Source organism: Mesorhizobium sp. LEGMi-168a (assembly GCF_058312955.1).
This window is the reverse complement of sequence record NZ_JBZEGV010000004.1, coordinates 110,632-134,546: the sequence shown is the minus strand read 5'-3', so window position 1 is coordinate 134,546 and position 23,915 is coordinate 110,632. Positions and strand designations below refer to the sequence as shown.

At 64.0% G+C, this 23,915-nt stretch carries 21 protein-coding genes; 18 read left to right on the top strand and 3 right to left on the bottom strand.

The annotated features are described in order from the left end of the window. Window positions 1-32 precede the first annotated feature (32 nt). Complete coding sequence (locus AC4FWB_RS07890) at window positions 33-1,742, bottom strand: thiamine pyrophosphate-binding protein (protein WP_491025387.1); 1,710 nt, start codon at window positions 1,740-1,742, stop codon at window positions 33-35. A 431-nt stretch (window positions 1,743-2,173) separates the two neighbouring features. Here AC4FWB_RS07890 and AC4FWB_RS07885 point away from each other — a divergent pair, with 431 nt between their 5' ends. From AC4FWB_RS07885 to AC4FWB_RS07855, 7 genes are all read left to right on the top strand, one after another. Continuing rightward, the gene (locus AC4FWB_RS07885) at window positions 2,174-3,232 is read left to right on the top strand and encodes a glycosyltransferase family 4 protein (RefSeq protein ID WP_491025386.1); all 1,059 of its coding nucleotides are present in this window, start codon (window positions 2,174-2,176) and stop codon (window positions 3,230-3,232) included. A gap of 40 nt (window positions 3,233-3,272) precedes the next feature. Continuing rightward, a complete protein-coding gene (locus tag AC4FWB_RS07880) occupies window positions 3,273-5,435 on the top strand; it encodes an amylo-alpha-1,6-glucosidase (protein ID WP_491025385.1) in 2,163 nt (720 codons plus the stop codon). A gap of 240 nt (window positions 5,436-5,675) precedes the next feature. Further along, window positions 5,676-7,469 carry an alpha,alpha-trehalose-phosphate synthase (UDP-forming) gene (locus AC4FWB_RS07875; protein ID WP_491025384.1) on the top strand — a complete coding sequence of 598 codons (1,794 nt, stop codon included), beginning with the start codon at window positions 5,676-5,678 and terminating at the stop codon, window positions 7,467-7,469. Beyond that, complete coding sequence (otsB, locus tag AC4FWB_RS07870) at window positions 7,466-8,245, top strand: trehalose-phosphatase (RefSeq protein ID WP_491025383.1); 780 nt, start codon at window positions 7,466-7,468, stop codon at window positions 8,243-8,245. Before AC4FWB_RS07875 ends, otsB begins: the two co-directional genes overlap by 4 nt. 289 nt (window positions 8,246-8,534) lie before the next feature. Further along, on the top strand, window positions 8,535-9,362 hold the full coding sequence (locus AC4FWB_RS07865) for a transporter substrate-binding domain-containing protein (RefSeq protein ID WP_491025382.1): 828 nt from the start codon (window positions 8,535-8,537) through the stop codon (window positions 9,360-9,362). After that, window positions 9,352-10,200, top strand: a complete 849-nt coding sequence (locus AC4FWB_RS07860; RefSeq protein ID WP_491025381.1) for an amino acid ABC transporter permease — start codon at window positions 9,352-9,354, stop codon at window positions 10,198-10,200. Before AC4FWB_RS07865 ends, AC4FWB_RS07860 begins: the two co-directional genes overlap by 11 nt. A 10-nt stretch (window positions 10,201-10,210) precedes the next feature. Beyond that, on the top strand, window positions 10,211-11,179 hold the full coding sequence (locus AC4FWB_RS07855; RefSeq protein WP_491025380.1) for a homocysteine S-methyltransferase family protein: 969 nt from the start codon (window positions 10,211-10,213) through the stop codon (window positions 11,177-11,179). A 61-nt stretch (window positions 11,180-11,240) separates the two neighbouring features. Here the strand turns inward: AC4FWB_RS07855 and AC4FWB_RS07850 are convergent, their stop codons facing one another. Further along, window positions 11,241-12,272, bottom strand: coding sequence for a hydroxyacid dehydrogenase (locus tag AC4FWB_RS07850; protein ID WP_491025379.1), 1,032 nt, complete (start codon window positions 12,270-12,272; stop codon window positions 11,241-11,243). A gap of 144 nt (window positions 12,273-12,416) precedes the next feature. Between AC4FWB_RS07850 and AC4FWB_RS07845 the strand changes: the two genes are divergently transcribed. From AC4FWB_RS07845 to AC4FWB_RS07825, 5 genes are all read left to right on the top strand, one after another. After that, on the top strand, window positions 12,417-13,490 hold the full coding sequence (locus AC4FWB_RS07845; RefSeq protein ID WP_491025378.1) for a LacI family DNA-binding transcriptional regulator: 1,074 nt from the start codon (window positions 12,417-12,419) through the stop codon (window positions 13,488-13,490). Between the two features lie 76 nt (window positions 13,491-13,566). Further along, window positions 13,567-14,556 (top strand): sugar ABC transporter substrate-binding protein, encoded by a 990-nt coding sequence (locus tag AC4FWB_RS07840; RefSeq protein ID WP_491025377.1) that lies wholly within the window; start codon window positions 13,567-13,569, stop codon window positions 14,554-14,556. A 134-nt stretch (window positions 14,557-14,690) separates the two neighbouring features. Then, window positions 14,691-15,683, top strand: a complete 993-nt coding sequence (locus AC4FWB_RS07835) for an ABC transporter permease (protein WP_491025376.1) — start codon at window positions 14,691-14,693, stop codon at window positions 15,681-15,683. Continuing rightward, window positions 15,680-16,456 (top strand): ATP-binding cassette domain-containing protein, encoded by a 777-nt coding sequence (locus tag AC4FWB_RS07830; RefSeq protein ID WP_491025375.1) that lies wholly within the window; start codon window positions 15,680-15,682, stop codon window positions 16,454-16,456. The genes AC4FWB_RS07835 and AC4FWB_RS07830 overlap by 4 nt, the downstream gene beginning before the upstream one ends. A gap of 4 nt (window positions 16,457-16,460) precedes the next feature. Beyond that, window positions 16,461-17,315: a sugar phosphate isomerase/epimerase family protein gene (locus tag AC4FWB_RS07825; RefSeq protein ID WP_491025374.1), complete on the top strand. Its 855-nt coding sequence runs from the start codon at window positions 16,461-16,463 to the stop codon at window positions 17,313-17,315. Between the two features lie 8 nt (window positions 17,316-17,323). On the opposite strand, the gene AC4FWB_RS07820 is transcribed toward AC4FWB_RS07825, so the two are convergent. Continuing rightward, entirely contained in the window at window positions 17,324-18,985 is a 1,662-nt protein-coding gene (locus AC4FWB_RS07820) for a sulfatase-like hydrolase/transferase (RefSeq protein ID WP_491025373.1), read from the bottom strand. Between the two features lie 119 nt (window positions 18,986-19,104). On the opposite strand from AC4FWB_RS07820, the gene pcaD reads away from it, so the two are divergent. The 6 genes from pcaD to pobA are packed head-to-tail and all read left to right on the top strand — an operon-like array spanning window position 19,105 to window position 23,906. Beyond that, the gene (gene pcaD, locus AC4FWB_RS07815) at window positions 19,105-19,917 is read left to right on the top strand and encodes a 3-oxoadipate enol-lactonase (protein WP_491025372.1); all 813 of its coding nucleotides are present in this window, start codon (window positions 19,105-19,107) and stop codon (window positions 19,915-19,917) included. Beyond that, window positions 19,910-20,311, top strand: coding sequence for a 4-carboxymuconolactone decarboxylase (gene pcaC / locus AC4FWB_RS07810; protein WP_491025371.1), 402 nt, complete (start codon window positions 19,910-19,912; stop codon window positions 20,309-20,311). Before pcaD ends, pcaC begins: the two co-directional genes overlap by 8 nt. Continuing rightward, a complete protein-coding gene (gene pcaH / locus AC4FWB_RS07805) occupies window positions 20,304-21,056 on the top strand; it encodes a protocatechuate 3,4-dioxygenase subunit beta (RefSeq protein ID WP_491025370.1) in 753 nt (250 codons plus the stop codon). The genes pcaC and pcaH overlap by 8 nt, the downstream gene beginning before the upstream one ends. Next, window positions 21,056-21,670 carry a protocatechuate 3,4-dioxygenase subunit alpha gene (gene pcaG, locus AC4FWB_RS07800; protein WP_491025369.1) on the top strand — a complete coding sequence of 205 codons (615 nt, stop codon included), beginning with the start codon at window positions 21,056-21,058 and terminating at the stop codon, window positions 21,668-21,670. Before pcaH ends, pcaG begins: the two co-directional genes overlap by 1 nt. 11 nt (window positions 21,671-21,681) lie before the next feature. After that, on the top strand, window positions 21,682-22,734 hold the full coding sequence (locus AC4FWB_RS07795) for a 3-carboxy-cis,cis-muconate cycloisomerase (RefSeq protein ID WP_491025368.1): 1,053 nt from the start codon (window positions 21,682-21,684) through the stop codon (window positions 22,732-22,734). Further along, window positions 22,734-23,906 carry a 4-hydroxybenzoate 3-monooxygenase gene (gene pobA, locus AC4FWB_RS07790; RefSeq protein WP_491025367.1) on the top strand — a complete coding sequence of 391 codons (1,173 nt, stop codon included), beginning with the start codon at window positions 22,734-22,736 and terminating at the stop codon, window positions 23,904-23,906. The genes AC4FWB_RS07795 and pobA overlap by 1 nt, the downstream gene beginning before the upstream one ends. The last annotated feature ends 9 nt before the right edge of the window (window positions 23,907-23,915 follow it).

Below are 23,915 nucleotides of genomic sequence, written 5' to 3'. Positions count from 1 at the left end.
GCCAGCTTGCATCAACACGATGTGCCTCCGGATCAGTCAGAGCGGATGCGTTCCGCGATCATTTCGGCGACGCCCGCAACCACCCCCTCGGGCGAGGCGCTGTAATGCGGCAGCGCCAGCCGCGTTATGTGGGCGTCGATGATTGCGGGCTTGCCGAGCGCCAGCGCCTTGTCGAGCGCGGCTTCGAATTCGTCCAGCGTCTCGACGCGATAACCCTTCGCGCCGCAGGATTGGGCGTAGGCGACGTAGTCGGGGTTGCCGAAATCGACCAGCCCGTATTCGTGATAGGACTGCAGCTGATAGAGCTTGATCAGCTGGAACTCGGCATTGTTGAAGACGATCCAGATCACCGGGATGTCGTATTGGACGGCGGTGAGCAGTTCGAAGCCCGAGAGCAGGTAGCAGCCGTCGCCGCAGCCGACGATCACCGGTCGCTCGGGATGGGCAAGCTTGACGCCGAGCGCGCCGTTGACGTTGCCCGCCATCGGCCCGAAGCCGCCGGGTTTGCGGAAATTCTGGCCCGGCGCGATCTGCAGATAGTAGCCGAGCCAGGCGAGATGCGCGCCGGCGTCGGCAAGCACGATGGCATTGTCTGGCAGGCGCTTCGACAGCGACTGCGTCATCTGTCCAGGATGGATTTTGCCGGTAAGGTGATGGATGGGCTCGTCGCTGTAGTCGGTCGCCTCGCGGTCCGCCGGGACGCTCGGCTCGAGCATGTCCGACATCCTGTTGAGCAGCGCGCCGACCGCCAGTTTCGCATCGGCGATGATGGCTCCGTCGACCTTGTAGACCTTGTCGATCTCGCCGATGTCGACGTTGATGTGGAGGAGCTTGCGGTCCGTGAACAGATCGTCGCGGAAGCCGAACGTCGCATGCTGGGCAAAGGAATTGCCGACGGCGAGAATGAGGTCGGCATCGAGGAAAGCTTGCCAGGCGGCGCTGTGGCCGCTGTCGCAGAAGACGCCGACGCAAAGCGGATGGCGCTCGGAAATGATGCCCTTGCCGTCAAGTGTGGTGGCGAACGGGATCTGGTAGCGCTCGATGAGCTGCTTCAGCTCGTGGCCGGCGCCGCTCTTCACCGCGCCGAAGCCGATCAGCGCCAGGATTTTCTTGCCCTTCTGGAGTGCCTCCACGAGCGTTTCAGCCACGTCCTGCACCCGCGCTGGGTCCGGGAGGAAAGGTTTCACCTGGAGGTCGATCGGGCGAAAATTGTCGACCGAGACACCGTGATCGGTGAGGTCTTCCGGGACATGGATATGCACGGGACCCGGCCTGCCTGCGAAGGCGATGTTGACGGCTTCTTCCAGCACGTCGCAGGTTTTCGCGGCATCGGTGAGCAGGAAGGACTTCTTCGTCGTCGCGGCAAACATCGCCGGCGAGTCCGGGGTGCGGCTTGCGCCTGACGTCTCGTTCAGCGCACCCTTGCCGGTCCATTTGCGCGAGGCAAAACCGGAGATCGCAAGGACCGGATAGGAGTCCGACATCGCGACCGCAAGGCCGGAGAACAGGTTGAAGGCGCCAGGCCCGGCGGTTGCAAAACAGACGCCAAGTTGGCCTGAAAACATGGCATAGCCGCAGGCCATGAAGGATGCCGCCTGCTCATGCCGGGTGATCACCGGCCGTATCGACTTGGAGTGTTTCAGCGCCAGCATCAGTCCGGCGGCATTCTCGCCAGCGCCGCCGAACGCGGCGCCGACGCCGATCCCTTCCAGCCCTTTGACGATTGCCTCGTAGACCCTCATCGGCAACGCCCCCATTGCCCTCGCGGCCCATCAATCGAGCGGCCTCGATGCCGGTCAGCCGGTATGGGCAAAAGTATTTGCAAATGAAATCAAACAGACCCCGGTAATTTGTCCTGCGGTCCGGGCGTTGACTGTGAAGCAGCTAACATTCGTGGAAAATGGAGGCGAAGCTCAAGGCAGAGAAGCCAAGTATCTCCGACGCGAAAGAAAGGTGCGCTTCAGTCGACCGATCTCTGGCGCTTCGAATGCGAATTGGTCTCCGATGAGACCGGCAGGGCGGCCGCGCCGAGCATCATGGTCTCAGGGTCGAGCGCCATTTCGAGCACGTCGATCGCCTGTCGCAGCGGGTCGGCCTGCCGCCTGCAGCCGATCGAGAGGAACGATCTCGCGGCTCACGCATTTTGGTTCCCGTCAACAGTTTGAGGGAATCCATGCGCATTGCCCATGTCGCGCCGCTCTATGAATCCGTCCCCCCGAGATTTTATGGCGGCACCGAGCGCATCGTCTCCTATCTCACCGAAGCGCTGGTGGAACTGGGGCACGATGTGACGCTGTTCGCGAGCGGTGACAGCGCGACCTCGGCGCGGCTGGTGCCCGGCCGCGACCAGGCGATCCGTCTCGACCCGCGGCCGAAGAAGTCGGAGATCGCGGCGCATCTGGCGATGCTCTGCGATGTGCGCGAGCGGGCCGGCGAGTTCGATGTCATCCATTTCCATCTCAGCCATTTCGTGCATTTTCCGTTCTTCGAGCACATCGCGGGACGAACGGTGACGACGCCGCATGGCAGGCTCGACTATGTCGACCTGGCGCCGGCCTACAAGCGCTTCCCGCGCTTTCCGATGATCTCCATCTCGCACAGCCAGAAGCGAGGATTGCCCGACGCCAACTGGCTGGCGACGATCCATCACGGGATACCGGTCGACGCCTATCCGCCCATATATGGCCCGTCGTCCGAGGAGCCTTACCTCGCCTTCCTCGGGCGCCTGTCGCGCGACAAGCGGCCGGATCGGGCGATCGAGATCGCGCGGCGTTCTGGATTGAAGCTGAAGCTGGCGGCCAAGATCGGCGACGACGACCGCGCCTACTTTCACGACGAGATCGAGGCGCTCATCGACGGCGACCGCGTCGACTATGTTGGCGAGATCGCGGAGGACGAGAAGGCCGAGTTTCTCGGGAAGGCCGCGGGCCTCCTGTTTCCCATCGACTGGCCGGAGCCGTTCGGGCTCGCTCCGGTCGAGGCCATGGCTTGCGGCACGCCGGTGATCGCCTGGAACTGCGGTGCCTTGCCGGAGATCATCGATCGGGGCGTGACAGGCTTTGTCGTCGATACGGTTGACGATGCGGTCGCGGCGGTGCCCGCGCTTCTGAAGCTTGACCGGAGGCAGGTGAGGGCAGTCTTCGAAAAGCGTTTTTCTGTCGCCAGGATGGCGCGCGACTATCAAGCCGCCTATATGCGGCTGATCGGCATCCGGGAGGCGAGAGCCTCCTGATCGGCATTGTCTTACGGGCGGGACAAACGAGAGGTGACGAATGATGGAGCTCGACGAGCGCAAGCTCGATCCCGCGGTGGCTCTTGCCTCGCTCGACGAAACGGCGCCGCGGGAGCCACACCGGCTGTTCGCGCTCAAGCAGGGCGACTGTTTTGCCGTCACGGACGCCTATGGCGACATCAGGGGCGCCGGCGACGGTTTCTTCCGCGACGATACGCGTGTGCTGTCCGAATTCCGGCTGACCATCGGTGGCAGGCAGATGTCGTTGCTCGGCGCCTCGCTCAGCCAGGACAATGTGCTGTTCATCAGCAACCTGACCAATCTGCCGATCCACAGTGCCGCCGGCCGCGATATCCCGCAAGGCGCGATCCACATCGAACGTGTCAGGCTGATCTGGCAGGATAGGCTGTTCGAGCGCATCACGCTCTCCAACTACAGCCGCGAGCATTCCACCATCACCGTCTCGTTGCATTTCGCCGCCGATTTCCGCGACATGTTCGAGGTGCGCGGCACGACGCGGCCGAAGCGCGGAACGGTCCATGTCGCCAGGACCGACAAGGCATCGGTGCTGCTCGGCTATGACGGCCTCGACGGCTTGCCGCGCCTGTCGGCGATCTCCTTCTCGCAGACGCCTGACCAGCTGAGCGACAATCGCGCCGACTTCCTGGTCGCGGTCACCAAGCGCAGCAGCAAGGTGCTTTATGTCGAAGTCGGTCCGGAGATCGCCGACACACCCGACCGCGACCGCTTCCGGGCCGCCGCCGCCCGCGCGCGTTTCGGCATGCGGGCCAAGCGCCGGCATGGCGCCACGATGCGCAGTTCCGGCCGTGTCTTCAACGATTGGGTCGAGCGCGCGCGCGCCGATGTCGCCCTGCTCACCACCGAGCTGCCGACCGGGCCCTATCCCTACGCGGGCATCCCCTGGTTCTCGACGGCCTTCGGCCGCGACGGCGTGATCTCCGGGCTGCAGATGCTGTGGCTCAATCCGGGCCTGGCGCGCGGCGTGCTGGCGTTTCTTGCCGAACACCAGGCGACGGAGACGTCGCCCTTCATCGATTCCCAGCCGGGCAAGATCATGCACGAGACACGCAAGGGCGAGATGGCGGCGCTGCGGGAGCTTCCCTTCGGCCGCTATTATGGCGGTGTCGACACCACCCCGCTCTACATTCATCTCGCCTGCGCCTATGCCGACCGCACCGGCGACATGGCCTTTCTCGACACGCTCTGGCCGTCGCTCAAAGCGGCGGCCGAATGGACGGAAGAGGCCAGCCGGGCGACGGGCTTCGTCACCTATCAGCGCGCGGCCGAGTCAGGCCTCGCCAACCAGGGCTGGAAGGACAGTATCGACTCTGTCTTCCACGCCGATGGACGGATTCCGAAAGGGCCGATCGCCCTGGTCGAGGTGCAGGGCTATGTCTTCGCCGCCTACCGGGGCCTTGCCGCGCTGGCGCGCCGCCGTGGCGAGTTCGCCGATGCCGAGCATTGGGAAAACCGCGCCGAAGAAATGCGACTGGCCGTCGAGCGCGACTTCTGGATGGAGGATCTCAACTTCTACGCTTTGGCCATCGACGGCGAAGGCCAGCCTTGCAAGGTGCGAACGTCAAACGCCGGGCATCTGCTTTATGTCGGGCTGCCGCAGCCGGAGCGCGCCAAGATCGTCGCCGAGCAATTGCAGTCGGCCTCCTTCCATTCCGGCTGGGGGCTGAGGACGCTCGCCGACGACGCGATCTTCTTCAACCCGATGTCATATCACAACGGCTCGATCTGGCCGCACGACACCGCGCTCTGCGGCGTAGGCCTGGCGCGCTATGGCGAGCGCGACAGCGTGGTGCGGCTGATGAGCGGCACTTTCGAGTCCGCCGTGCATTTCAACATGCGGTTGCCTGAATTGTTCTGCGGCTTCACCCGGGCGCCGGGCGAGGCGCCGATCGCCTATCCGGTCGCCTGCCTGCCGCAGGCCTGGTCGGCAGGCTCCACCTTCATGCTGATGCAGGCCTGCCTCGGCCTGGAAATCGATGGCTGGGAAGGCGAGTTGCACGTCACCCGCCCAAGGCTGCCGATCGGTATCGACACCCTCATGCTCCGGCACCTGACCGTCGGCGACAAATCGGTCGACCTCACCTTCCAGCGGGTCGGCGACAGGGTCGTTGCCTTCCTTTCGGACCGGCACGAGGGCATGGTGCCGCTGATTGTGCGGACTTAGAGCAGCAGGATTGGTAAGCTATCTAACTATTTGTTTTTATGCAGTTCCGGGCAGAAAGCCGCTGCATCCCGTTCCTGGAATTGCACTTGAGCAGAGTTCTGCAACCACGCGTTCAACAATCGGAAAATGTCGGAACCGATGGCCGGTTTGTGCGTTTGCAAACTCGAACCGGCCTTCCGGTCCGCAGCCGGCAAGAACGAAAAACAAAATAGCGGACATCCGGAGGCAGCCTGGCATTCAATGACACAATATGACGTCGACCTCTTGTGGGTCCTCATTCTAGCAAGTCTCGGACTTTCCGCTCTCGCGATCTTTGTTTCAATATTCCGGCACCGCAGTCAGCATCAGAGCGCGGCGGGCATGCCTGCTTCGGGCGACGACGTTGCCTCGGAAACCGCGCGCAAGGTGTTGCGCGAATTCGAGAAGAACGGACAGTCGGTCGACGCCGCCCTCGTCACCTGGTCGCCGGAGACGCTGCGCAAGATCCTCACAGAGGATCTGCCCGATGCGCAGGTCATCGTTGTTTCCAACCGCGAGCCCTACATCCATAACGAGGACAAAAACGGCGATGTCGAACTCGTCGTGCCGGCGAGCGGACTGGTCTCGGCACTGGAGCCGATCACGCGCGCTTGCGCCGGCACATGGATCGCCTATGGCGGCGGCAGCGCCGACCATACCGTGGTCGACGCGGACGACCGGGTGCAGGTGCCGCCCCGCAATCCCTCCTACACGCTGCGCCGGGTCTGGCTGACCGACGAGCAATATCAGGGCTACTATCTCGGCTTCGCCAATGAGGGTCTGTGGCCGCTCTGCCATATCGCCTTCACGCGACCGACCTTCCGCGATTCCGACTGGGACGCCTACGAGGCGGTCAACCGCAAATTCGCCGATACGGTGGTCGCGGAGGCGCGCAACGAGCGGCCGATCGTGCTCGTTCAGGATTACCACTTCGCGCTTTTGCCGCGCATGATCCGCGAGCGGCTGCCAGAGGCGATCGTCATCACCTTCTGGCACATCCCGTGGCCGAATTCGGAGGTGTTCAGCATCTGCCCTTGGCGCGAGCGCATCCTCGATGGCCTGCTCGGCAGCTCGATCATCGGCTTCCATACGCAGTTCCACGCCAACAACTTCACCGAAAGCGTCGACCGCTTCATGGAGAGCCGCATCGAGCGTGCCGATGCCGCCGTCTCCTATGGCGGCCAGGTGACGCTGGTGCACGCCTATCCGATCTCGATCGAGTGGCCGGTCGAGCTTTTGAAGGCCCTGCCTTCGATCGAGGAATCCCGACAACACGTCCGCGAGCGGTTCGGCATTCCAGCCGATGCCAAGCTGTGCGTCGGCGTCGAACGCCTCGACTACACCAAAGGCATCCTCGACCGCTTCCACGCGCTGGAGGAGCTGTTCATTCGTCACCCCGAAATGATCGGCAAGGTGGTATTCCTGCAGATCGCCGCGCCCAGCCGAGGCTCGTTGCCGGCCTACAAACATCTGCATGAGGAATGCCTGCGTTTGGCCGACGAGCTCAACGAGCGCTATGGCAACGAGAATTACCGCCCTGTCGTGCTGGTGGCCGAGCATCACCCGCAGGCCGCAGTCTATGAACTCTATCGCGCCGCGGACATCTGCCTCGTCACCAGCCTGCACGACGGCATGAACCTGGTTGCAAAGGAGTTCGTCTCCGCGCGCGACGACGAGCAAGGCGTGCTCTTGCTCAGCACCTTCGCCGGCGCGTCGCGCGAGCTGCTGGAGGCGCTGATCGTCAATCCTTACGACGCGGCGATGATGAGCGAGGTCATGCTGCAGGCGCTGATCATGGGGCCGGACGAACAGCGCGAGCGCATGCGGCGCATGCGCGAAATCGTTCGCGACAACAATGTCTATCGCTGGGCCGGCAGCATGCTGCTCGACGCGGCGCGGCTGAGGAAGCGCGGCGAGCTCGACCGCGTCACCGCATTATCCGAACGGCCCGCGAACACCAACGGCGACAATGTCGTCTCCATATTCGAACGCAGACAGGCAGCCGGGTACCGATGAATATCCAGACAGATTTGGCGCCGCGCCTTGCCGACGGCCGGTGGGCGCTCTTCCTAGACATTGACGGCACCCTGCTGGAGCACGCCGCCCATCCGGACAGCGTTTCGGTCAGCGACGACCTTCGCCAGCTGTTGGAGACAATCGAAAGCCGGTTGGATGGCGCGCTCGCCTTCATCACCGGCCGCTCGATCGCCGCCGTCGATCACCTGTTTGATCCCTTGAAGCTGCGGATCGCCGGCCTCTACGGGCTGGAGCACAGGCTGACGCCGGACGGGCAGATCGAGGCCGCCGACGAACCGGCGGACATGGCGGCACTTGCCGACGAAATCGAGCTGGAGCTGGCAAGCAAGGCCGTCTATGTCGAGCGCAAGGGCCCGGTGCTCGCCATTCATACAAGGGCCGCGCCGCATTTGCTGGTCCGCGCGACCGAGATGGTCGAGGCGGCACTTGCCCGGCTGCCGAAAGGCTACCGCTTGATTGCCGGCAATGCCGGCGTCGAGCTGATGCCGCTCGAAGCGGCCAAGGGCGCGGCGATCCGGCGCTTCATGCAGCTCGATCCGTTCACCGGCAGGCGTCCGGTATTCCTCGGCGACGACACTTCCGACGAAAACGGTTTTGAGACCGTCAATGCCGCGGGCGGGATTTCGATCCGCGTGAAGCCGCAGGGCGAAACCGCGGCACGCTTCGCCATCGCCGATGTCGCAAGCGCGATCGCCTGGCTCGAGGCGAATTTCAGTGATGCTGAACAGGCGGACCGCAGCACTCTCATTGCCTAGAATTGCGGGTTTTGAGTTGGCGATAATCCCATCGAACGGACCCGGAGAGATTCTGAATCCTTCCCGGTCGTTCTTGACCTGCTTCAAACCCATCGGAGGTCTGGCGGAAAGCCGGTCGCACTGACGGCCCTCGGTCGAGCTTTGGCTTACGGCAGGCCTGGCCGGTTTTTTCAGAATCCTCTAAATATCTGGAAAATCCATGCTTTTGATGGGTTTGCCAAGCGCATATCACCCAATTCTCGGCCGTCGCGCGACGGCTTTTCGACCCAACCAAGGAGAAGTGGGGACAATGCGCAAATTTGGATATGCACTGCCGCTCGGGATCCTCATCGCAGGTTTTTCGATCTCGGCCGTTCTGGCGGGCGAGACGCTCGACCGTGTCCGCAAGGATGGCGTCGTTGTCGATGCGCTGGTCAACGACTATCCCCCTTTCGGCTTCATCAACGACAAGAACGAGCTCGACGGTTTTGACGTGGATGTCGCGAAAGCCGTCGCAGAGAAGCTCGGCGTGAAGCTCAAGCTGGAGACGCCGGGCTGGGAAACCATCATCGGCGGCAAATGGGCGGGTCGCTGGGACGTCGCGATTTCCTCCGCGACCCCGACCGAGGAGCGCGCCAAGGTCGTGAATTTTCCGGCGATCTACTATAGCGTTCCGGCGGTGCTCGTCGTCAACAAGGACGAAGAGAAGATCAAGTCGGTCGCCGATATCTCCGGCAAGCGCGTTGGGGTCGGCACAGGCTCTTCCTACGAGGCCTATGTGAACCGCAATTTCGCGATTCCGGGCCAGCCTGCAATCGAATTCCCCTTCAAGGACGTCCAGGCGGTTCCCGGCGACGAAACCGTCAACTTCCAGAACCTTGCCCTTGGTCCCGGCGTGCGCCTCGATGCCATCGTGGCGTCGCTGGGGACGGCGAAGGGCCAGATCGACGCCACGGGGAAACTGAAGCAGGTGGGCGAGCCGCTCTTTGCCGAGCCGAACGCCGTCGTCACCGACAAGGGCGATTCGGAATGGGACGCCGAGGTGAAGCGGGTGATCACGGAACTCAAGGCCGATGGATCGCTCGCCAAGATATCCCAGAAGTGGTTCGGCGTGGACATCACCAAATATGCCAACTGAGACCGGCGCCGCTGCGGTAACCGGCGGAGCAGAGGCGGCGCGGGCGGTGCCGGCCGCCGGCCTGGGCGATTTCAGGGTCAAGGTCTGGCTGACCTGGGCCTCGCTGTTTGCCCTGCTTGGCCTGGCCCTCTACCATTTCGGCCTCGACTTCGGCCTCATCGGCAGCAAGCTTCCGTTCATGCTGGGCTTGCACCTGTCGCCCGACGGCTTTCTGCAAGGGGTGATGCTGACGTTGCTGATAACCGTCGCCTCGATGGTGCTCGCGCTGCTGCTGGCCGTGCTGACGGCGCTCGGCCGCCTGTCGCCCAATCCCGTGGCCTTCGGGGTGGCGACCTTCTACGCTTCCTTTTTCCGCGGCACGCCGCTTCTCGTGCAAGTGCTGCTGATCTATCTGGCTTTGCCGCAGTTCGGCATAATCCTGTCGGGCCTGACCTCGGGGATCCTTGCCCTGTCGCTCAACTACGGCGCCTACCTGGCGGAAACGATCAGAGCGGGAATTTCCTCAGTGCCGAACGGGCAACGGGAGGCGGCCATGGCGCTCGGGCTGTCGGGAAGGGTGATCGCCTGGAAGATCGTGGCGCCCCAGGCCATGCGCTTCATCATACCGCCGGCCGGCGCCCAGTTCATCTCGATGCTGAAGGATTCCTCGCTGGTGTCGATCATGGGCTTGTGGGAACTGAACTTCCTCGCCCAGTCCTACGGGCGCTCCACCTATCACTATATGGAAATGCTGCTGACCGCGGCGATGATTTATTGGGTGCTTTCGATCGGCCTCGAGCTAGTGCAGCACCGACTTGAACGCACCTTCGGCCGCGGCTACGCATCCTCGCGCTCTTGACGGAGAAACCATGACTGACCAGCGAAAAAATTTCTCCGTCCTGGACGGCGGCATGGGGCGTCTGCTCGAACGCCTCGGGGCGCCGTTCCGGCTACCCGAATGGTCGGCGCTGTCCCTGATCGAAGCGCCGGACTTCGTGGCCCGGGCTCATGCGGCTTACGTGGAGAGCGGCGCCGAGATCATCACCACGAATTCCTATGGCCTGGTGCCGCATATGATCGGCGAGCATCGCTTTAAAACCGAAGGCCGTGTGCTGGCGGACCGGGCAGGGCGCATAGCGCGGGAGGTCGCGGACAAGTCGCCACGCAAGGTTCTGGTCGCCGGTTCCCTGCCGCCGCTTTTCGAGAGCTACCGGCCGGCCAATTTCATCGCCGACAAGGCGCCTGGCATCCTGGAAAGCCTGGTTGCGGGACTGGCGCCGCATATCGATGTCTGGCTGATCGAGACGCAAAGTTCGACCATCGAGGCGCTGACTGCACTCGATGCGGTTCGGGGCAGCGGATTGCCAATCTTCGTGTCCTACACGTTGAAGGACGAGGATGGCCGCACCGGCCCGCCGGAACTGCGCTCGGGCGAAGCGGTGACCGATGCGGTAGCGGTGACGCTTTACGCAGGAGCAAGCGCGATCCTGTTCAATTGCAGCCAGCCGGAAGTGATGAGCGAGGCTATTCTTGCCGCCCGCCAGGTAATCGACGCTTCCGCCAATCCGTCGACCGGGCTTGGCGTCTACGCCAATGCCTTCGTGCCGGAACCGCCTTCGGACGAGCCCTATGCCGGCATATCGCAGATCCGGGCGGACCTCGATCCGCCGAACTACCTGAAATGGGTCAGCCGGTGGGTCGGCGAGGGAGCGACCATCGTTGGCGGCTGTTGCGGGATAGGTCCAGAGCACATCTCCGCGATCAGGGACAGCCGCGACGGCGTTGTCCGCAAGGAAAACCATGCCGGCCACGATCACTGCCAGGATCATGCGCATTGATGACAGGCCCAACACTTAACCGATGAGGGCAGCACTCTCGACCTGAAGCCGGATTACCGGCTCAGTTCCTGTCGACAGGCTTGGAGCGCATCCGCGAAACGGTCTCGCGCTCGGCGCGTTTGGAGCGTATCGGCGGCAAGCCGCGGTTGACGAGGTCCATGTCCTCCAGCACCATGTCGCCCATGCGTTTGAAGGCGACGTCAAGCGCGCCAGCGCGGTGGGCCGAGCGCAGGAAGCCGGGGAGGGAACGGACGGGATGATCCTTGGCCAGCGGTTCTTCCGGGAAAACGTCGCTGGCGGCAACGATATGGCCGCTCTTCACCGCCGTCATCAGCGCCGGGAAATCGACGACACCGGCGCGGCTGAGCAGGATGAAGGCGGCGCCTTTTCGCATTTTGGCAAAGGCGTCCGCGCCCAGAAAACCCTGGTTCTCGCTGGTCACCGAAGCGACGACGAAGACGAAATCGCTTTCCGAGAGCACCTTGTCGAGCGAGGCCGGCTCGACGCCATGTTCGGTGAGCACGGAAGGCGGCAGCCAGGGATCATAGACCCTGGTGCGGGTGCGGAAGCCGGTCAGCAGGCGATTGAGCGCGCGGCCGAGATCGCCGAAGCCGATGATACCGACATCGGCGCCGGAAAGAAGGCGGGCGGTCTGGTTGCCGTCGCCGCCCCACAGTTCCTTGCCGTGCCGGAAGGCGAGGTCGGCATCGACGATGTCGCGCGCCAGGTTGAGCGCCATGGCAAGGCCCAGCTCGGCGACCGGCTCGGCGAACACCAGGCCGGTGGTGACGACGTGGATGCCGCGGGCAAACAGCGTCTCATAGGGCATGTTGTTGATGAGGTTGGTCTCGACATTGAAGACGCAGCGCAGCGCCTTCAATTTCTCCAGCGTTTCCGGCGTGATCGGCGGCTGGCCGACGATGTAGCGCGCTTCGGCCAGCACATCCGGTGGCAACTTCGCCACGCCTTCGGGCGTTGTCTCGACGATGCGATATTTTTTGCGAAACAGCGCCAGCTGCGGCGGCGTGAAGATCAGGTCGAGCGTGCGCGGTTCGGGCGCGCTGATCACCAGCGGCGAGGCTTTGTTGGACATGATGTTTCCTCCCGGCGCGATTGGATCGCGTCAATCACATATGCGTTTTTTACTCCCGATGAAACGATTTACAACAGAGAAAAATCGATTTATCGGTTACATTGATGAGAGGGAGGCCAGCCGGCTGCCCTCGGGAGGAGATTGATGGCGCAACAGGAAGGCCGGCAGCGACGTCCGTCGATCCACGACGTGGCAAGCCATGCCGGCGTGTCGGCAGCCACCGTCTCCAAGGTGTTGGCCGGCGTCACCACGGTGAAGCCGGAAAACGCACAACGCGTTTTCGATGCGGTCGAACTGCTCGGCTATCGCGTCGATCCTTTAGCCTCCGACATGCGGCGGGCCAAGCGCCGCATCATCGGCGCGATCATGCCCGAATTCGAAAGTGAGTTCTTCGGCCAGATGGTCAGCGAGCTCGAAGGTCTGGCCGAGCAGCGCGGCTATACGCTGGTCGCCGCCTCCAGCCGTGAATCGGAAGCGCGCGAGAAGGAGATCCTTGCCCGTATGCATGACTGGCGCGTCGCCGGCGTGGTGCTGGCGCCGGTGCGCAACGAGCACGGGCCGGCCGCCGGTTTCATGAAGGCGAACGGCATGACCGGCGTGCTGATCGACCGGGTGCTTGCCGACGATGCCTTCGATACGGTTTCGGCCGACAGCGCGGCCGCAAGCGCTGAAGTGGCGCGCGCGCTGGTCGGCGAGGGCCATCGCCATATCCTCGTCGTCGGCCTCGGCCAGCAGGCGGCGACGGTGCGCGCCCGTCTCGAAGGGTTTCGCAACACCGCGCTCGAGCTCGCGCCAGACATCCGCATCGACGTCGTGCTTTGCGAAAGCGACGTCGAGCCTTTGCGGACGCTGCTTCGCGACTATTTCAGCAAGCGGGAAGCAGGCAGCGACCGGCCGACGGCGGTCTATTCGCTGTTCCTCAAGGGCACGCTGGTGGCGCTGTCGGAATTCCGGCGGCGCGGCTGGCATTGCCCGAATGACATCTCGCTGGTCGGCTTCGACGACGCCGAATGGATGCAGGTGACCTGGCCGGCGATCGCCGCCGTGGTGCAGCCGGTGCGCGAGATCGCCAGCAATGCGATGGAGGTTCTGTTTCGCAGGATCGAAGGCGAGGGCGGCCCGCCAACGGCGCGGCTCGAACCCTGCAAGGTGTTGATGCGGGAATCCGTTGGCTCGCCAGGCAGCGTCCCGCATTCCGGGGGAGGAGACCGACAATAGCCCCCATTGTCGAAAACGGAGCAAAGGCGCCGGCCCTGGCCGAGGCATCCGGCGTACAAGATCAACGGAGGAAGGAATGACATCGTTTTTCACCAAGATAAATCGATTTACGCTGGCCTTGGGCGTGGCGCTGGCATTTTCAGCCATTGGCGTGGCCAAGGCCGAGGACGGCGAATATGGCGTGCTGATGAAGACGCTGGCCAATCCGTTCTGGGGCGCGATGGCCCAGGGCGTCGCGGACGGCGCCAAGGAAGCCGGCGTGAAATATTTCCAGCAGGCGGCTGAAAGCGACCAGGCGGCCGAGCCGCAGCTCAACCTCTGCAACACGATGCTGGAACGCAAGCCGGTGGCGATGATCACCGCCGCGATCAACTCGACCAACCTGCTGCCTTGCCTGAAGTCGGCGCAGGCCGCGGGCATGAAGATCGTCGACCTCGACAACAATCTCGACCAGGCGGTGCTCGACAAGGAAGGCGTCAAGGTGACCTTCCATATCGGTTCCGACAATGTCGCCGCCGGCGCCCAAGGGGCCGAATATCTCGTTTCCAAGCTTGGCAAGGACGCCAAGGGGCCGGTGCTGGTGATCGAGGGCCTGTCTGGCAACATCACTGGTCAGAAGCGCGCCAAGGGCTTTGCCGACAAGCTCAAGGAATTGGCACCGGGGCTCGAGGTCGTTGCTTCGCTGCCCGGCGACTGGGACCGCGGCAAGGCGGCTTCGATCGCCACCGACACGCTGACCGCCCATCCTGACCTCGTCGCCATTTTCTCCGCCAATGACACCATGGCGCTGGGCGCCGTGGAAGCGGTCTACGCGGCCGGCAAGGGCCAGCAGGTGACGATGATCGGTGTCGACGGCAATGTTGATGCAGTCAAGTCGATCAAGGAAGGCCGCCTCAACGCCTCCGTCGCCCAGCTTCCGTATCTGGTCGGCAAGCAGGCGGTGGAGAACGTCAAGAAGGCGCTGGCCGGCGAGAAGGTCGAGGAAAGCATCGCCGTGCCCACCCTGGTGCTGACCAAGGACGTGTTCGACGCGGGCAAGGAGCCGATGCTGCAATATGTGAAGTAGGAAAAGAAGGGAGTAGGGGAGTAGGTCAGTAGGGGAGTAGGGGGAGCGACGGTTTGCGCTCGTCCGACTTGGTCCGAGCCACCTCATTCCCCTACTCCCCTACTGACCTACTCCCTACCCAAAGGGTGAAAAACATGGCTTCCGAAACGGCGCAGCCCGGTTTCTGGGCTCGGGTGCAGCGCGCATCCGTCGAGAGGCTCCACATCAGGCTGGAGTCGCTGCTGGTGCTTGTCTTGCTGAGCACTGCGATGGCGTTGCTGTCGCCCTTCTTCCTGTCGGTCAGCAATTTCCTCAACATCCTGCTCGCGACCTCGACGATCGGCGTGCTGGCGATCGCCGCCACCTTCGTCATCGGCTCGGGCGGGCTCGACCTTTCGCTCGGCTCGGTCATGGGCCTCGCCGGCGTGGCGGGCGCCTTCGTCGCCGTCAATCTCGGCTGGCCCTCGATCTTCGCGGTGATCGCCTGCATTCTGGCAGGTAGCATCGCCGGCTATATCAACGGACAACTGGTCACCCGCGCCTTTGTGCCCGCCTTTATCGTCACGCTCGGCATGCTCGGCCTGGCGCGCGGGCTGGCGCTGGTCATCTCGCAGGGCAGGGCGATCTACGGCCTGCCGGCCGAGATCGTCTATATCGGGCAAGGGAGGCCGCTCGGCATTCCGATGCCGGTGATCATCTTCGTGCTGACCGCGATCGTCGCGCATTGCGTGCTCGCCTATACGCGCTTCGGCCGCCACACGCTGGCGCTCGGCGACAGCGAGGGTGCCGCGCGCGCCGCCGGCATCCGCGTCGAGAATCACCGACGCATCATCTACACGCTTTCCGGCGCGCTTGCCGGCCTTGCCGGTTTGCTCTTCACCGCCCGCGTCAATGCCGGTGATCCGACCGCCGGCATCAATTACGAGCTCACCGCCATCACGGCGGCAATAATCGGCGGCACCAATCTGTTCGGCGGCCGCGCCTCGATCCTCGGCACGATGATCGGGGCGCTGATCATGGGCGTGCTGCAGAACGGGCTGACGCTGCTTGCCGTGCAGTCCTACTACCAGCAGATGGCGATCGGCGCGGTGCTGATCCTCGCGGTGTTTATCGACCAGTACCAGGTGCGGAAGGAGTCGCGCGTATGACCCTGCTTTCGCTGCACAAAATCCGCAAAAGCTTCGGCGCGGTCGACGTACTGCATGGCGTCGACCTGTCGGTCGCTGCCGGCGAGGTGGTCGGGCTGGTCGGCGACAATGGCGCCGGCAAATCGACGCTGATGAAGACCATCACCGGCATCTACCGCGCCGACACCGGCTCGATCGAGTTCGACGGCAAGGATATCCTCGCCCTCGACCCCGGCCAGCGCCGCCGCCTCGGCATCGAGATGATCTACCAGGATCTGTCTTTGGCCAAGCAGCAGGACGTCGCGTCGAACATCTTCCTTGGCCGCGAGCCGACGAAAAGGCTGTTCGGCCTGTTTCCGGGCTTCGTCGACAAAGCGGAGATGGATCGTCAGGCGGCGCGGATGGTCGAGCGACTCGGCGCGCACTTGCCGTCGATCAACCGCTCGGTCGGCTCCTTCTCCGGCGGCCAGCAGCAGACGGTGGCGATCGCCCGCGCGCTCACCTTCAATCCGAAGCTCGTCATCATGGACGAGCCGACGGCGGCGCTCGCCGTGCGCGAGGTGCAGAGCGTGCTCGATCTCATCCGGCGTCTGAAATCGGAAGGCATCGCCGTCATCCTGATCTCGCACCGGCTGAATGACGTGCTGTCGGTCACCGACCGCATCGTCGTGCTGAGGCATGGCCGCGCCGATGCCGATCTCGTCACCGCCAGGACCAATATGAACGAAGTCGTCAGCCGCATCGTCGGCGGTGGCGACACGGCCGCCGCGGCGGCGCATGAACAACGAGGCTGAGCTTATGAATACCTTTGGACTGCACACTTTCGCCATCGCCCCGGTCTGGGACCTGGCCCGCATCGAGCCGCAGATGGATAGGCTGAAGGAACTCGGCATCGGCCTGATGGAGATCCCGCTGCTGCGCCCCGAGGAGATCGACACCAAGCGCACGCGCGGCTTCGCCAACCATTATGGCGTGCAGCTGATCCCGTCGCTCGGCCTGCCGCGCGCGCTCGACGTGGTCGAGCGGCCGGAGGAAGCGCTCGATTTCCTGCAACCGGCCTTCAAGGTCTGCAACGAGGTGGGTGCCGAGGCGCTCGGCGGCGTCACCTACGGCACGATCGGCAAGACCACCGGCCGGGCGCCGACCCAGAGGGAGATCGACGGCATGTGCCGCTTCCTCGAGCGCGCGGCGAAATCGGCGAAGTCCCGCAGCCTGAAGCTCGGCATCGAGCCGTGCAACCGCTACGAGACGCATCTCATCAACCGCGGCATCGACGCGGCGCGCATCATCGAGCGCGTCGGCGCCGACAACATCTTCATCCACCTCGATACCTACCACATGCATATCGAGGAAGAGAGCTTTGCTTCCGGTTTCGATGCGGCAGCGCCGTACCTCGGCTATGTGCATGTGTCGGAGGCCAATCGCGGCGTGCCGGGGCGCGGCATGCTCAACTGGGCGGCCTGCATGAAGGCGATCGCCGATATCGGCTACGAGGGCGCGATCACGCTGGAAAGCATGAACCATGTCGATGTCGACATCGCCGGCGGGCTCGCCGTGTGGCGGCCGGTGGCGGAAGACCCGCGCGACGTCATCGAGGTCGGGCTGCCTTTTCTGCGCGAGGAAGCGCGCAAGGCGGGGCTGACCCTCGGATAGGTGAGGACCTACTTGCTGCCTTGGCGCGCCAGCCAGCGGCGGCGCGCCTCCTGTTGCTCGGCAAGCTCGGCCTCGTCCCAGTAGCCGATGAGCACGCCGGAGCCGATGATCGGATCGAAATGCCCGATCTTGTCGTCGATCTCGGTCAGCCAGTCGTCTGATACGGTGATGCGGTTGTTGGGCAGCGCCAGCCAGCGCATCAGCATCTTCCGCAGCCGCTCGATGTCGCCGGCGGCGGAAGGCTCCCGGCCGAGATCACGCAACTCGCCGGGATCGTCGCGCAGATCGAAGAACATCGGCTCCACGCCCTCGCCATGGACGAGTTTGAAGCGGCCGTCGGTCACCATGTAGAGCTTGCAATCCGACACCGGTATGGCGAGCTTCAACCGCGCGGCATCGCCGCTGTAGTCGTATTCGCTGACAGCAAAGTTGCGCAGGCTCTTCCGTTCGCCGGAAAGCAAAGGCAGCAGCGAGCGGCCTTCGAGGATGTGCGGTTTGGCCTTGCCGCCCAAATAGTCGAGGAAGGTTGGCGCGAGGTCGATCATCTCGACCAGCGCGTCCGAAGTCGTTCCGCGCGTGGCTTCGGCCTCCGGGCGCGGATCGTAGACGATCATCGGCACTTTCGCCGCGACATCGTGGAACAGGTATTTTTCGCCGAGCCAATGGTCGCCGAGATAGTCGCCGTGGTCCGACGTGAACACGATCAGCGTCTTCTCGAACAGGCCGCGTTTTTCCATGAAGTCGAACAGATGGCCGAGCTGGTCGTCGATCTGCTTGATCAGGCCCATATAGCAAGGGATGACCGTCTCGCGGACCTCGTCGCGCGCGAAGTTCTTCGAGTAGCGCTCCTGCTGGAAAGCCTCGAAAATCGGATTTGGCGAGACGCGCTCCGCCTCGCTGCGGATCGGCGGCTGGATGTCCGCCTTGCCGTACATGTCGTGATAGGGCGCCGGCACGATATAGGGCCAGTGCGGCTTGATGTAGGAAAGATGGGCGCACCAGGCCTCGTCCTTGGCTTCGGCCTCCTCGATGAAGCGCATGGCGCGGCGCGTCATGTAGGGCGTCTCGGAATGCTCCTCCGGTATGCGTGCCGGCTTGTCAGCATGGACGAGCAGCCAGCCGTTGAAGTTCTCGCCGTTCTCGCCTTCGCCCGAATTCGCCCAATGCTCCCAGGGATTTTCGGCGTCGAAGCCATGCTCGCGCAGATAGGTGTCGTAGCCCGGATCGGGATCGTAGCTGGTCGAGGGATGCAGGCCGTCGTCGCGCTCGAACGGCTCGAAGCCGCATTCGGCGACGCGCACGCCGATGATTGAATCTCTGGCGATGCCGAGGCGCTCCATGCCTTCCTCGTCGGCGGCCATATGCGTCTTGCCTATGAGCGCGCAGCGCACGCCGACCTCGCGCAGATGGTCGCCCAGCGTCGGCTCGCCGACCCTCAGCGGCACGCCGTTATGGGTCGAGCCGTGCGAGCGGACATAGCGGCCGGTGTAGGCGCTCATGCGCGAGGGACCGCACACCGTCGACTGCGCATAGGCATTGGTGAAGCGCACGCCGCGGCCGGCGAGCCGGTCGATGTTCGGCGTCTGCAGGCTCTTGTGCCCGGCGCAGCTCAGATAGTCGAACCGCAACTGGTCGCACATGATGAAAAGGACGTTGCGCTTTGAAGTCATTGCTATGCGTGGCTCTCGGAAGAACGGTAATGCCAGAACGGCGAAGTGAATGAAACGCGGCCAAATATCATTTTCTTGAACCGCCAACTGGTGCAATGTCGCCGTGGAGGATTGAAATCGTGCCATTCGTCAGCATAGGCGGCGTCACGCTTCACTACCGCACCTTCGAAGCGACGGGTGCCGCGCGTCCGATCGTCTTCATCAATTCGCTCGGCACCGACTTCCGGATATGGGACGACGTTGTCGCGCGGCTTGCCGGCGAAATGCCGATGCTGGTCTACGATAAGCGTGGTCACGGGCTTTCCGACAATGGCGACGGCGTGCGTTCGATCGACGATCATGTCGATGATTTGGGCGCGCTTATCGATCACTTCGGTTTCGACAAGGTGGTGCTCTACGGCCTGTCGGTCGGCGGCATGGTGGCACAGGGGCTCTATGCCCGCCGGCCAGAGCTCGTCGAGGCGCTGATCCTCAGCGACACCGCGTACAAAATAGGCACCGCCGAAAGCTGGAACAGCCGCATCGCGACGGTCGAGCGCGACGGCATCGAGGCGATTGCCGACGGCATCATGAAGGTGTGGTTCACGCCGGATTTCCATGCCAATCGCGCCGCCGAGCTTGCCGGCTGCCGCAACATGCTGACCAGGCAGGCGCTGCCTGGTTACATCGGCACATGCATCGCGGTCCGCGACGCCGATTTCACCGACAGCGCGCGCCGTATCGCGGTGCCGACGCTCTGCATCGTCGGCGACCAGGACGGCTCGACGCCGCCCGATCTCGTCCGCGCGCTTGCCGACCTTATTCCCGGCGCACGCTTCGAAGTGATCCGCGGTGCCGCGCACATTCCCTGCATGGAGCGGCCCGACGCGCTCGCCGCCCTGATCCGCGACTTCGTTGCCTCGTTGTCGGAGGGAAAGCATGCCGATGGATGACGACTCAAAGAATACCAGCCGATACCGGACCGGGCTCGAGGTGCGCCGCTCCGTGCTTGGCGAAGCGCATGTCGACCGCGCCGAGGCCAACGCGACCGATTTCGACCGGCCGTTCCAGCAACTGATCACCGAGGCGGCTTGGGGAACGGTATGGGCGCGCCCCGGCCTGTCGAAGCGCGAGCGCTCGATCGTCACGCTGGCGCTGTTGGCGGCGCTGGGCCATGACGAGGAAGTGGCCATGCATGTGCGCGCCACCGCCAATACGGGCGCCTCGCGCGACGATATCTGCGAAGCCTTCCTGCATGTCGCCATCTATGCCGGAGTGCCGGCTGCCAACCGCGCCTTCAAGATCGCCAAAGAGGTGTTCGCGCAGATGGACGACGCCCGTGCCTGAGCCCGACTCCAACCGGACGCCGGAGACCGGCGCCTTCCTCCAGCGCGACCGCCAATGGCATCCGCCGGCATTCACGCCAAACTATAAGAGCTCGGTACTGCGCTCGCCGCAGAAGGCGCTGGTCGCCTTCGACAACACGCTGTCGGAACTTACCGGCCCGGTGTTCGGACATGCCATGCTGGGCGAGTTCGACAACGACCTGATTCACAATTTCGCCAGACCCGGCGAGAGCGCCATCGGCGAGCGCATCATTGTTCATGGACGGGTGCTCGACGAACGGGGCAGGGGCGTGCCCGGCGTGCTGCTGGAATTCTGGCAGGCCAATGCCGGCGGCCGCTATCGCCACAAGAAGGATGGCTATCTCGCGCCGCTCGATGCGAATTTCGGCGGCTGCGGCCGCACTATTACCGGCGAGGACGGCGGCTATGCTTTTCGGACGGTCAGGCCCGGCCCTTATCCATGGCCAAACGGACCGAACGACTGGCGACCGGCGCATGTCCACTTTTCCGTGTTCGGCCACGGCTTCGCGCAGCGGCTGATCACGCAGATGTATTTCGAGGGCGATCCGCTGATCTGGCGCTGCCCGATCGTCGGCGGCATTGCTGACAAGAAAGCCGTCGAAGTGCTGATTGCCGCGCTCGACATGCAGTCGACCATCCCGATGGACGCGCTCGCCTACAAGTTCGACATCGTGCTGCGCGGGCGGCGCTCGACGCTGTTCGAGAACAGGCCGGAGGGCAATTGATGGCGCAGGCGCTCGACCGGCTGAAGGAGAGCCCATCGCAGACCGCGGGGCCCTATGTGCATATCGGGCTGACGCCCAATTTCTGCGGCATTGGCGGCGTCTACGAAAGCGATCTCGGCTCGACCATGGTCAACGACCAGACCAAGGGCGAGCGCATCGACCTGTGCATCCGCGTGCTCGACGGCACCGGCACGCCGCTCAAGGACGCGCTGATCGAGATCTGGCAGGCGGATGCCAATGGTCTCTACAATTCGCCTGCCGAAATGCGCGGTGAGGCCGATCCGAATTTTTTGGGCTGGGGCCGCCAGCCGACCGACATGGAAACCGGCATCTGCCTGTTCCAGACGATCAAGCCCGGCCGGGTGCCATTCCGCGACGGCCGGCTGATGGCGCCGCATATCAGCCTGTGGATCGTGGCGCGCGGCATCAATATCGGCCTCAACACGCGGCTCTATTTCTCCGACGAGGACAAGGCGAATGCCGAGGATCCGATCCTCGCCCGCATCGAGCATCGCGTTCGGGTGCCGACGCTGATCGCCGAGCGCCAGGGCGACGTTTTCGTGTTCGATGTCCACCTGCAAGGCGAGAAGGAGACGGTCTTCTTTGACAGCTGACCGGACCGCTCATGACCGTATCGCCCTTCGATCATCCGCTGCTTTCCGCCTTGTTCGGCGATGAGGTGACCGCACAGCATTTCGCTCTGGAAGCTGACATCGAAGCGATGCTCGCCTGCGAGCGGGCACTGGCCGAGGCGGAGGCCGAATGCGGCGTGATCCCACGCGATGCCGAGGCGGCGATCGTCAAGGCGCTGGCCGCGTTCCGGCCGGACACCGCAAAGCTGCGCGCCGGCGTCGCCAAAGATGGCATCGTGGTGCCGGAACTGGTGCGCCAGCTCAGGGCCGCCATTGGCGAGCAGCATGGCGCGTTCGTTCATTTCGGCGCGACCAGCCAGGACGTCATCGACACCTCGCTGGTGCTGCGGCTGCGCCAGGCGGTCGACCATATCGGGCTGCTGCTCAGCGAAAACATCGTGCGGTTCACCGGGCTCGAAGAGGAGTTCGGGGGCAGGGCGCTGATGGCGATGACGCGCATGCAGCCGGCAATCCCGATCACGGTGGCGGACCGGATCGCTTCCTGGCGCGCGCCGCTAGAGCGTCACCAGCAGCGCTTGAAGGAACAATCCGGCCGGCTGCTCGTGGTGCAGTTCGGCGGCGCCGCCGGCACGCTCGAAAAGCTCGGCGACAAAGCGCTGGCCGTGCGTGCGGCGCTTGCTGCCAGACTCGGCCTTGGCGATGCGCCGCAATGGCACAGCCAGCGCGACGCGCTTGCCGAGTTCGCCGGTTGGCTTTCGCTCGTTACAGGCAGCCTCGGTAAGTTCGGGCAGGACATCGCGCTGATGGCGCAGGCTGGGACGGACATCAAGCTCTCCGGCGGCGGGGGCTCGTCGGCCATGCCGCATAAGCAGAACCCGGTGAAATCGGAAGCGCTGGTGGCGCTTGCGCGCTTCAATGCTGTCCAACTATCGGGCATGCACCAGGCGCTGGTGCACGAGCAGGAGCGCTCGGGTGCCGCCTGGACGCTGGAGTGGCTCATTCTGCCGCAGATGGTGGTGGCGACGGCGGCCGCGCTCAGGCTTGCGGCCGAGCTTGCCGCGCAGATCAAAAGCCTCGGCCACTGATGCGCATCCAGGTCGCTATCATTGGGTCGGGACCTTCCGGGCTCCTGCTTGGCCAGTTGCTCGCCAGCATCGGTGTCGAGACGGTCATCCTCGAACGATCGAGCCGCGAGCATGTGCTTGGCCGCGTGCGCGCCGGCGTGCTCGAGCAAGGTACGGTCGACCTGCTCGGCGAGGCGGGCGCCGCCGACAGGCTGCATGCTGAAGGCCTTGAGCATTCCGGCATCTCGCTAGCTTTCGACGGACGCCTGCATCGCATCAATCTCACGGCACTCACCAGCGGCAAGCATGTCACGGTCTACGGACAGACCGAGGTGACGCATGATCTGATGGACAAGCGCGAGGCGGCAGGGCTCGTCACCGTGTACGAGGCAGAGAATGTCGCGCCGCATGATTTTGGCGGTGCATCGCCCTTCATCACCTACGACAAGGATGGCGTCAGCCATCGCATCGACTGCGACTTCATCGCCGGCTGCGACGGTTATCATGGCGTCAGCCGCCACTCGGTGCCGGAGGGCGCGCTGAATACTTTCGAGCGGCAATATCCGTTCGGTTGGCTGGGCGTGCTGGCGGAAGTGCCGCCGGCCGATCATGAGCTGATCTACGCCAATCACGAGCGCGGCTTCGCGCTGTGCTCGATGCGCTCGCCGCGCCGCAGCCGCTACTATGTGCAGGTTCCCGCCGATGAGCGCGTCGAGGCCTGGTCGGACGATCGCTTCTGGGACGAGCTCAGGCGTCGCCTGCCGCCGCAGACGGCCGCCGCCGTGACCACCGGGCCGTCCTTCGAGAAATCGATCGCGCCGCTGCGCTCCTTCGTCGCCGAGCCGATGCGCTTCGGCCGGCTGTTCCTGGTCGGCGACGCCGCCCATATCGTGCCGCCGACAGGCGCCAAGGGCCTCAACCTCGCTGCCAGCGACGTGCGCTATCTCTTTGCCGGGCTTCGCGAATTCTATTCCGACAAATCCGAAGCCGGGCTCGACGTCTACTCAGCCACGGCGCTGGCGCGCGTCTGGAAAGCGGTGCGCTTCTCCTGGTGGATGACGACGATCCTGCACCGCTTTCCCGAGACCGGCGAGTTCGGCCAGCGCATCCAGGAGGCCGAGCTCGACTATCTCGTGCATTCAAAGGCGGCCTCGACCGCACTGGCCGAAAACTATGTCGGCTTGCCCTATTGATTGGCGAAA

Bases quoted from the DNA above. Each gene is read 5' to 3' on its own strand.
- AC4FWB_RS07825 (WP_491025374.1), top strand. From the start codon at position 16,461: ATGAATACCTTTGGACTGCACACTTTCGCCATCGCCCCGGTCTGGGAC.
- AC4FWB_RS07840 (WP_491025377.1), top strand. From the start codon at position 13,567: ATGACATCGTTTTTCACCAAGATAAATCGATTTACGCTGGCCTTGGGC.
- AC4FWB_RS07875 (WP_491025384.1), top strand. From the start codon at position 5,676: ATGACACAATATGACGTCGACCTCTTGTGGGTCCTCATTCTAGCAAGT.
- AC4FWB_RS07865 (WP_491025382.1), top strand. From the start codon at position 8,535: ATGCGCAAATTTGGATATGCACTGCCGCTCGGGATCCTCATCGCAGGT.
- AC4FWB_RS07885 (WP_491025386.1), top strand. From the start codon at position 2,174: ATGCGCATTGCCCATGTCGCGCCGCTCTATGAATCCGTCCCCCCGAGA.
- AC4FWB_RS07820 (WP_491025373.1), bottom strand. From the start codon at position 18,985: ATGACTTCAAAGCGCAACGTCCTTTTCATCATGTGCGACCAGTTGCGG.
- pcaG (WP_491025369.1), top strand. From the start codon at position 21,056: ATGGCGCAGGCGCTCGACCGGCTGAAGGAGAGCCCATCGCAGACCGCG.
- AC4FWB_RS07795 (WP_491025368.1), top strand. From the start codon at position 21,682: ATGACCGTATCGCCCTTCGATCATCCGCTGCTTTCCGCCTTGTTCGGC.
- AC4FWB_RS07850 (WP_491025379.1), bottom strand. From the start codon at position 12,272: ATGTCCAACAAAGCCTCGCCGCTGGTGATCAGCGCGCCCGAACCGCGC.
- AC4FWB_RS07830 (WP_491025375.1), top strand. From the start codon at position 15,680: ATGACCCTGCTTTCGCTGCACAAAATCCGCAAAAGCTTCGGCGCGGTC.
- AC4FWB_RS07855 (WP_491025380.1), top strand. From the start codon at position 10,211: ATGACTGACCAGCGAAAAAATTTCTCCGTCCTGGACGGCGGCATGGGG.
- AC4FWB_RS07860 (WP_491025381.1), top strand. From the start codon at position 9,352: ATGCCAACTGAGACCGGCGCCGCTGCGGTAACCGGCGGAGCAGAGGCG.
- pcaC (WP_491025371.1), top strand. From the start codon at position 19,910: ATGGATGACGACTCAAAGAATACCAGCCGATACCGGACCGGGCTCGAG.
- AC4FWB_RS07845 (WP_491025378.1), top strand. From the start codon at position 12,417: ATGGCGCAACAGGAAGGCCGGCAGCGACGTCCGTCGATCCACGACGTG.
- pobA (WP_491025367.1), top strand. From the start codon at position 22,734: ATGCGCATCCAGGTCGCTATCATTGGGTCGGGACCTTCCGGGCTCCTG.
- AC4FWB_RS07835 (WP_491025376.1), top strand. From the start codon at position 14,691: ATGGCTTCCGAAACGGCGCAGCCCGGTTTCTGGGCTCGGGTGCAGCGC.
- AC4FWB_RS07880 (WP_491025385.1), top strand. From the start codon at position 3,273: ATGATGGAGCTCGACGAGCGCAAGCTCGATCCCGCGGTGGCTCTTGCC.
- otsB (WP_491025383.1), top strand. From the start codon at position 7,466: ATGAATATCCAGACAGATTTGGCGCCGCGCCTTGCCGACGGCCGGTGG.
- AC4FWB_RS07890 (WP_491025387.1), bottom strand. From the start codon at position 1,742: ATGAGGGTCTACGAGGCAATCGTCAAAGGGCTGGAAGGGATCGGCGTC.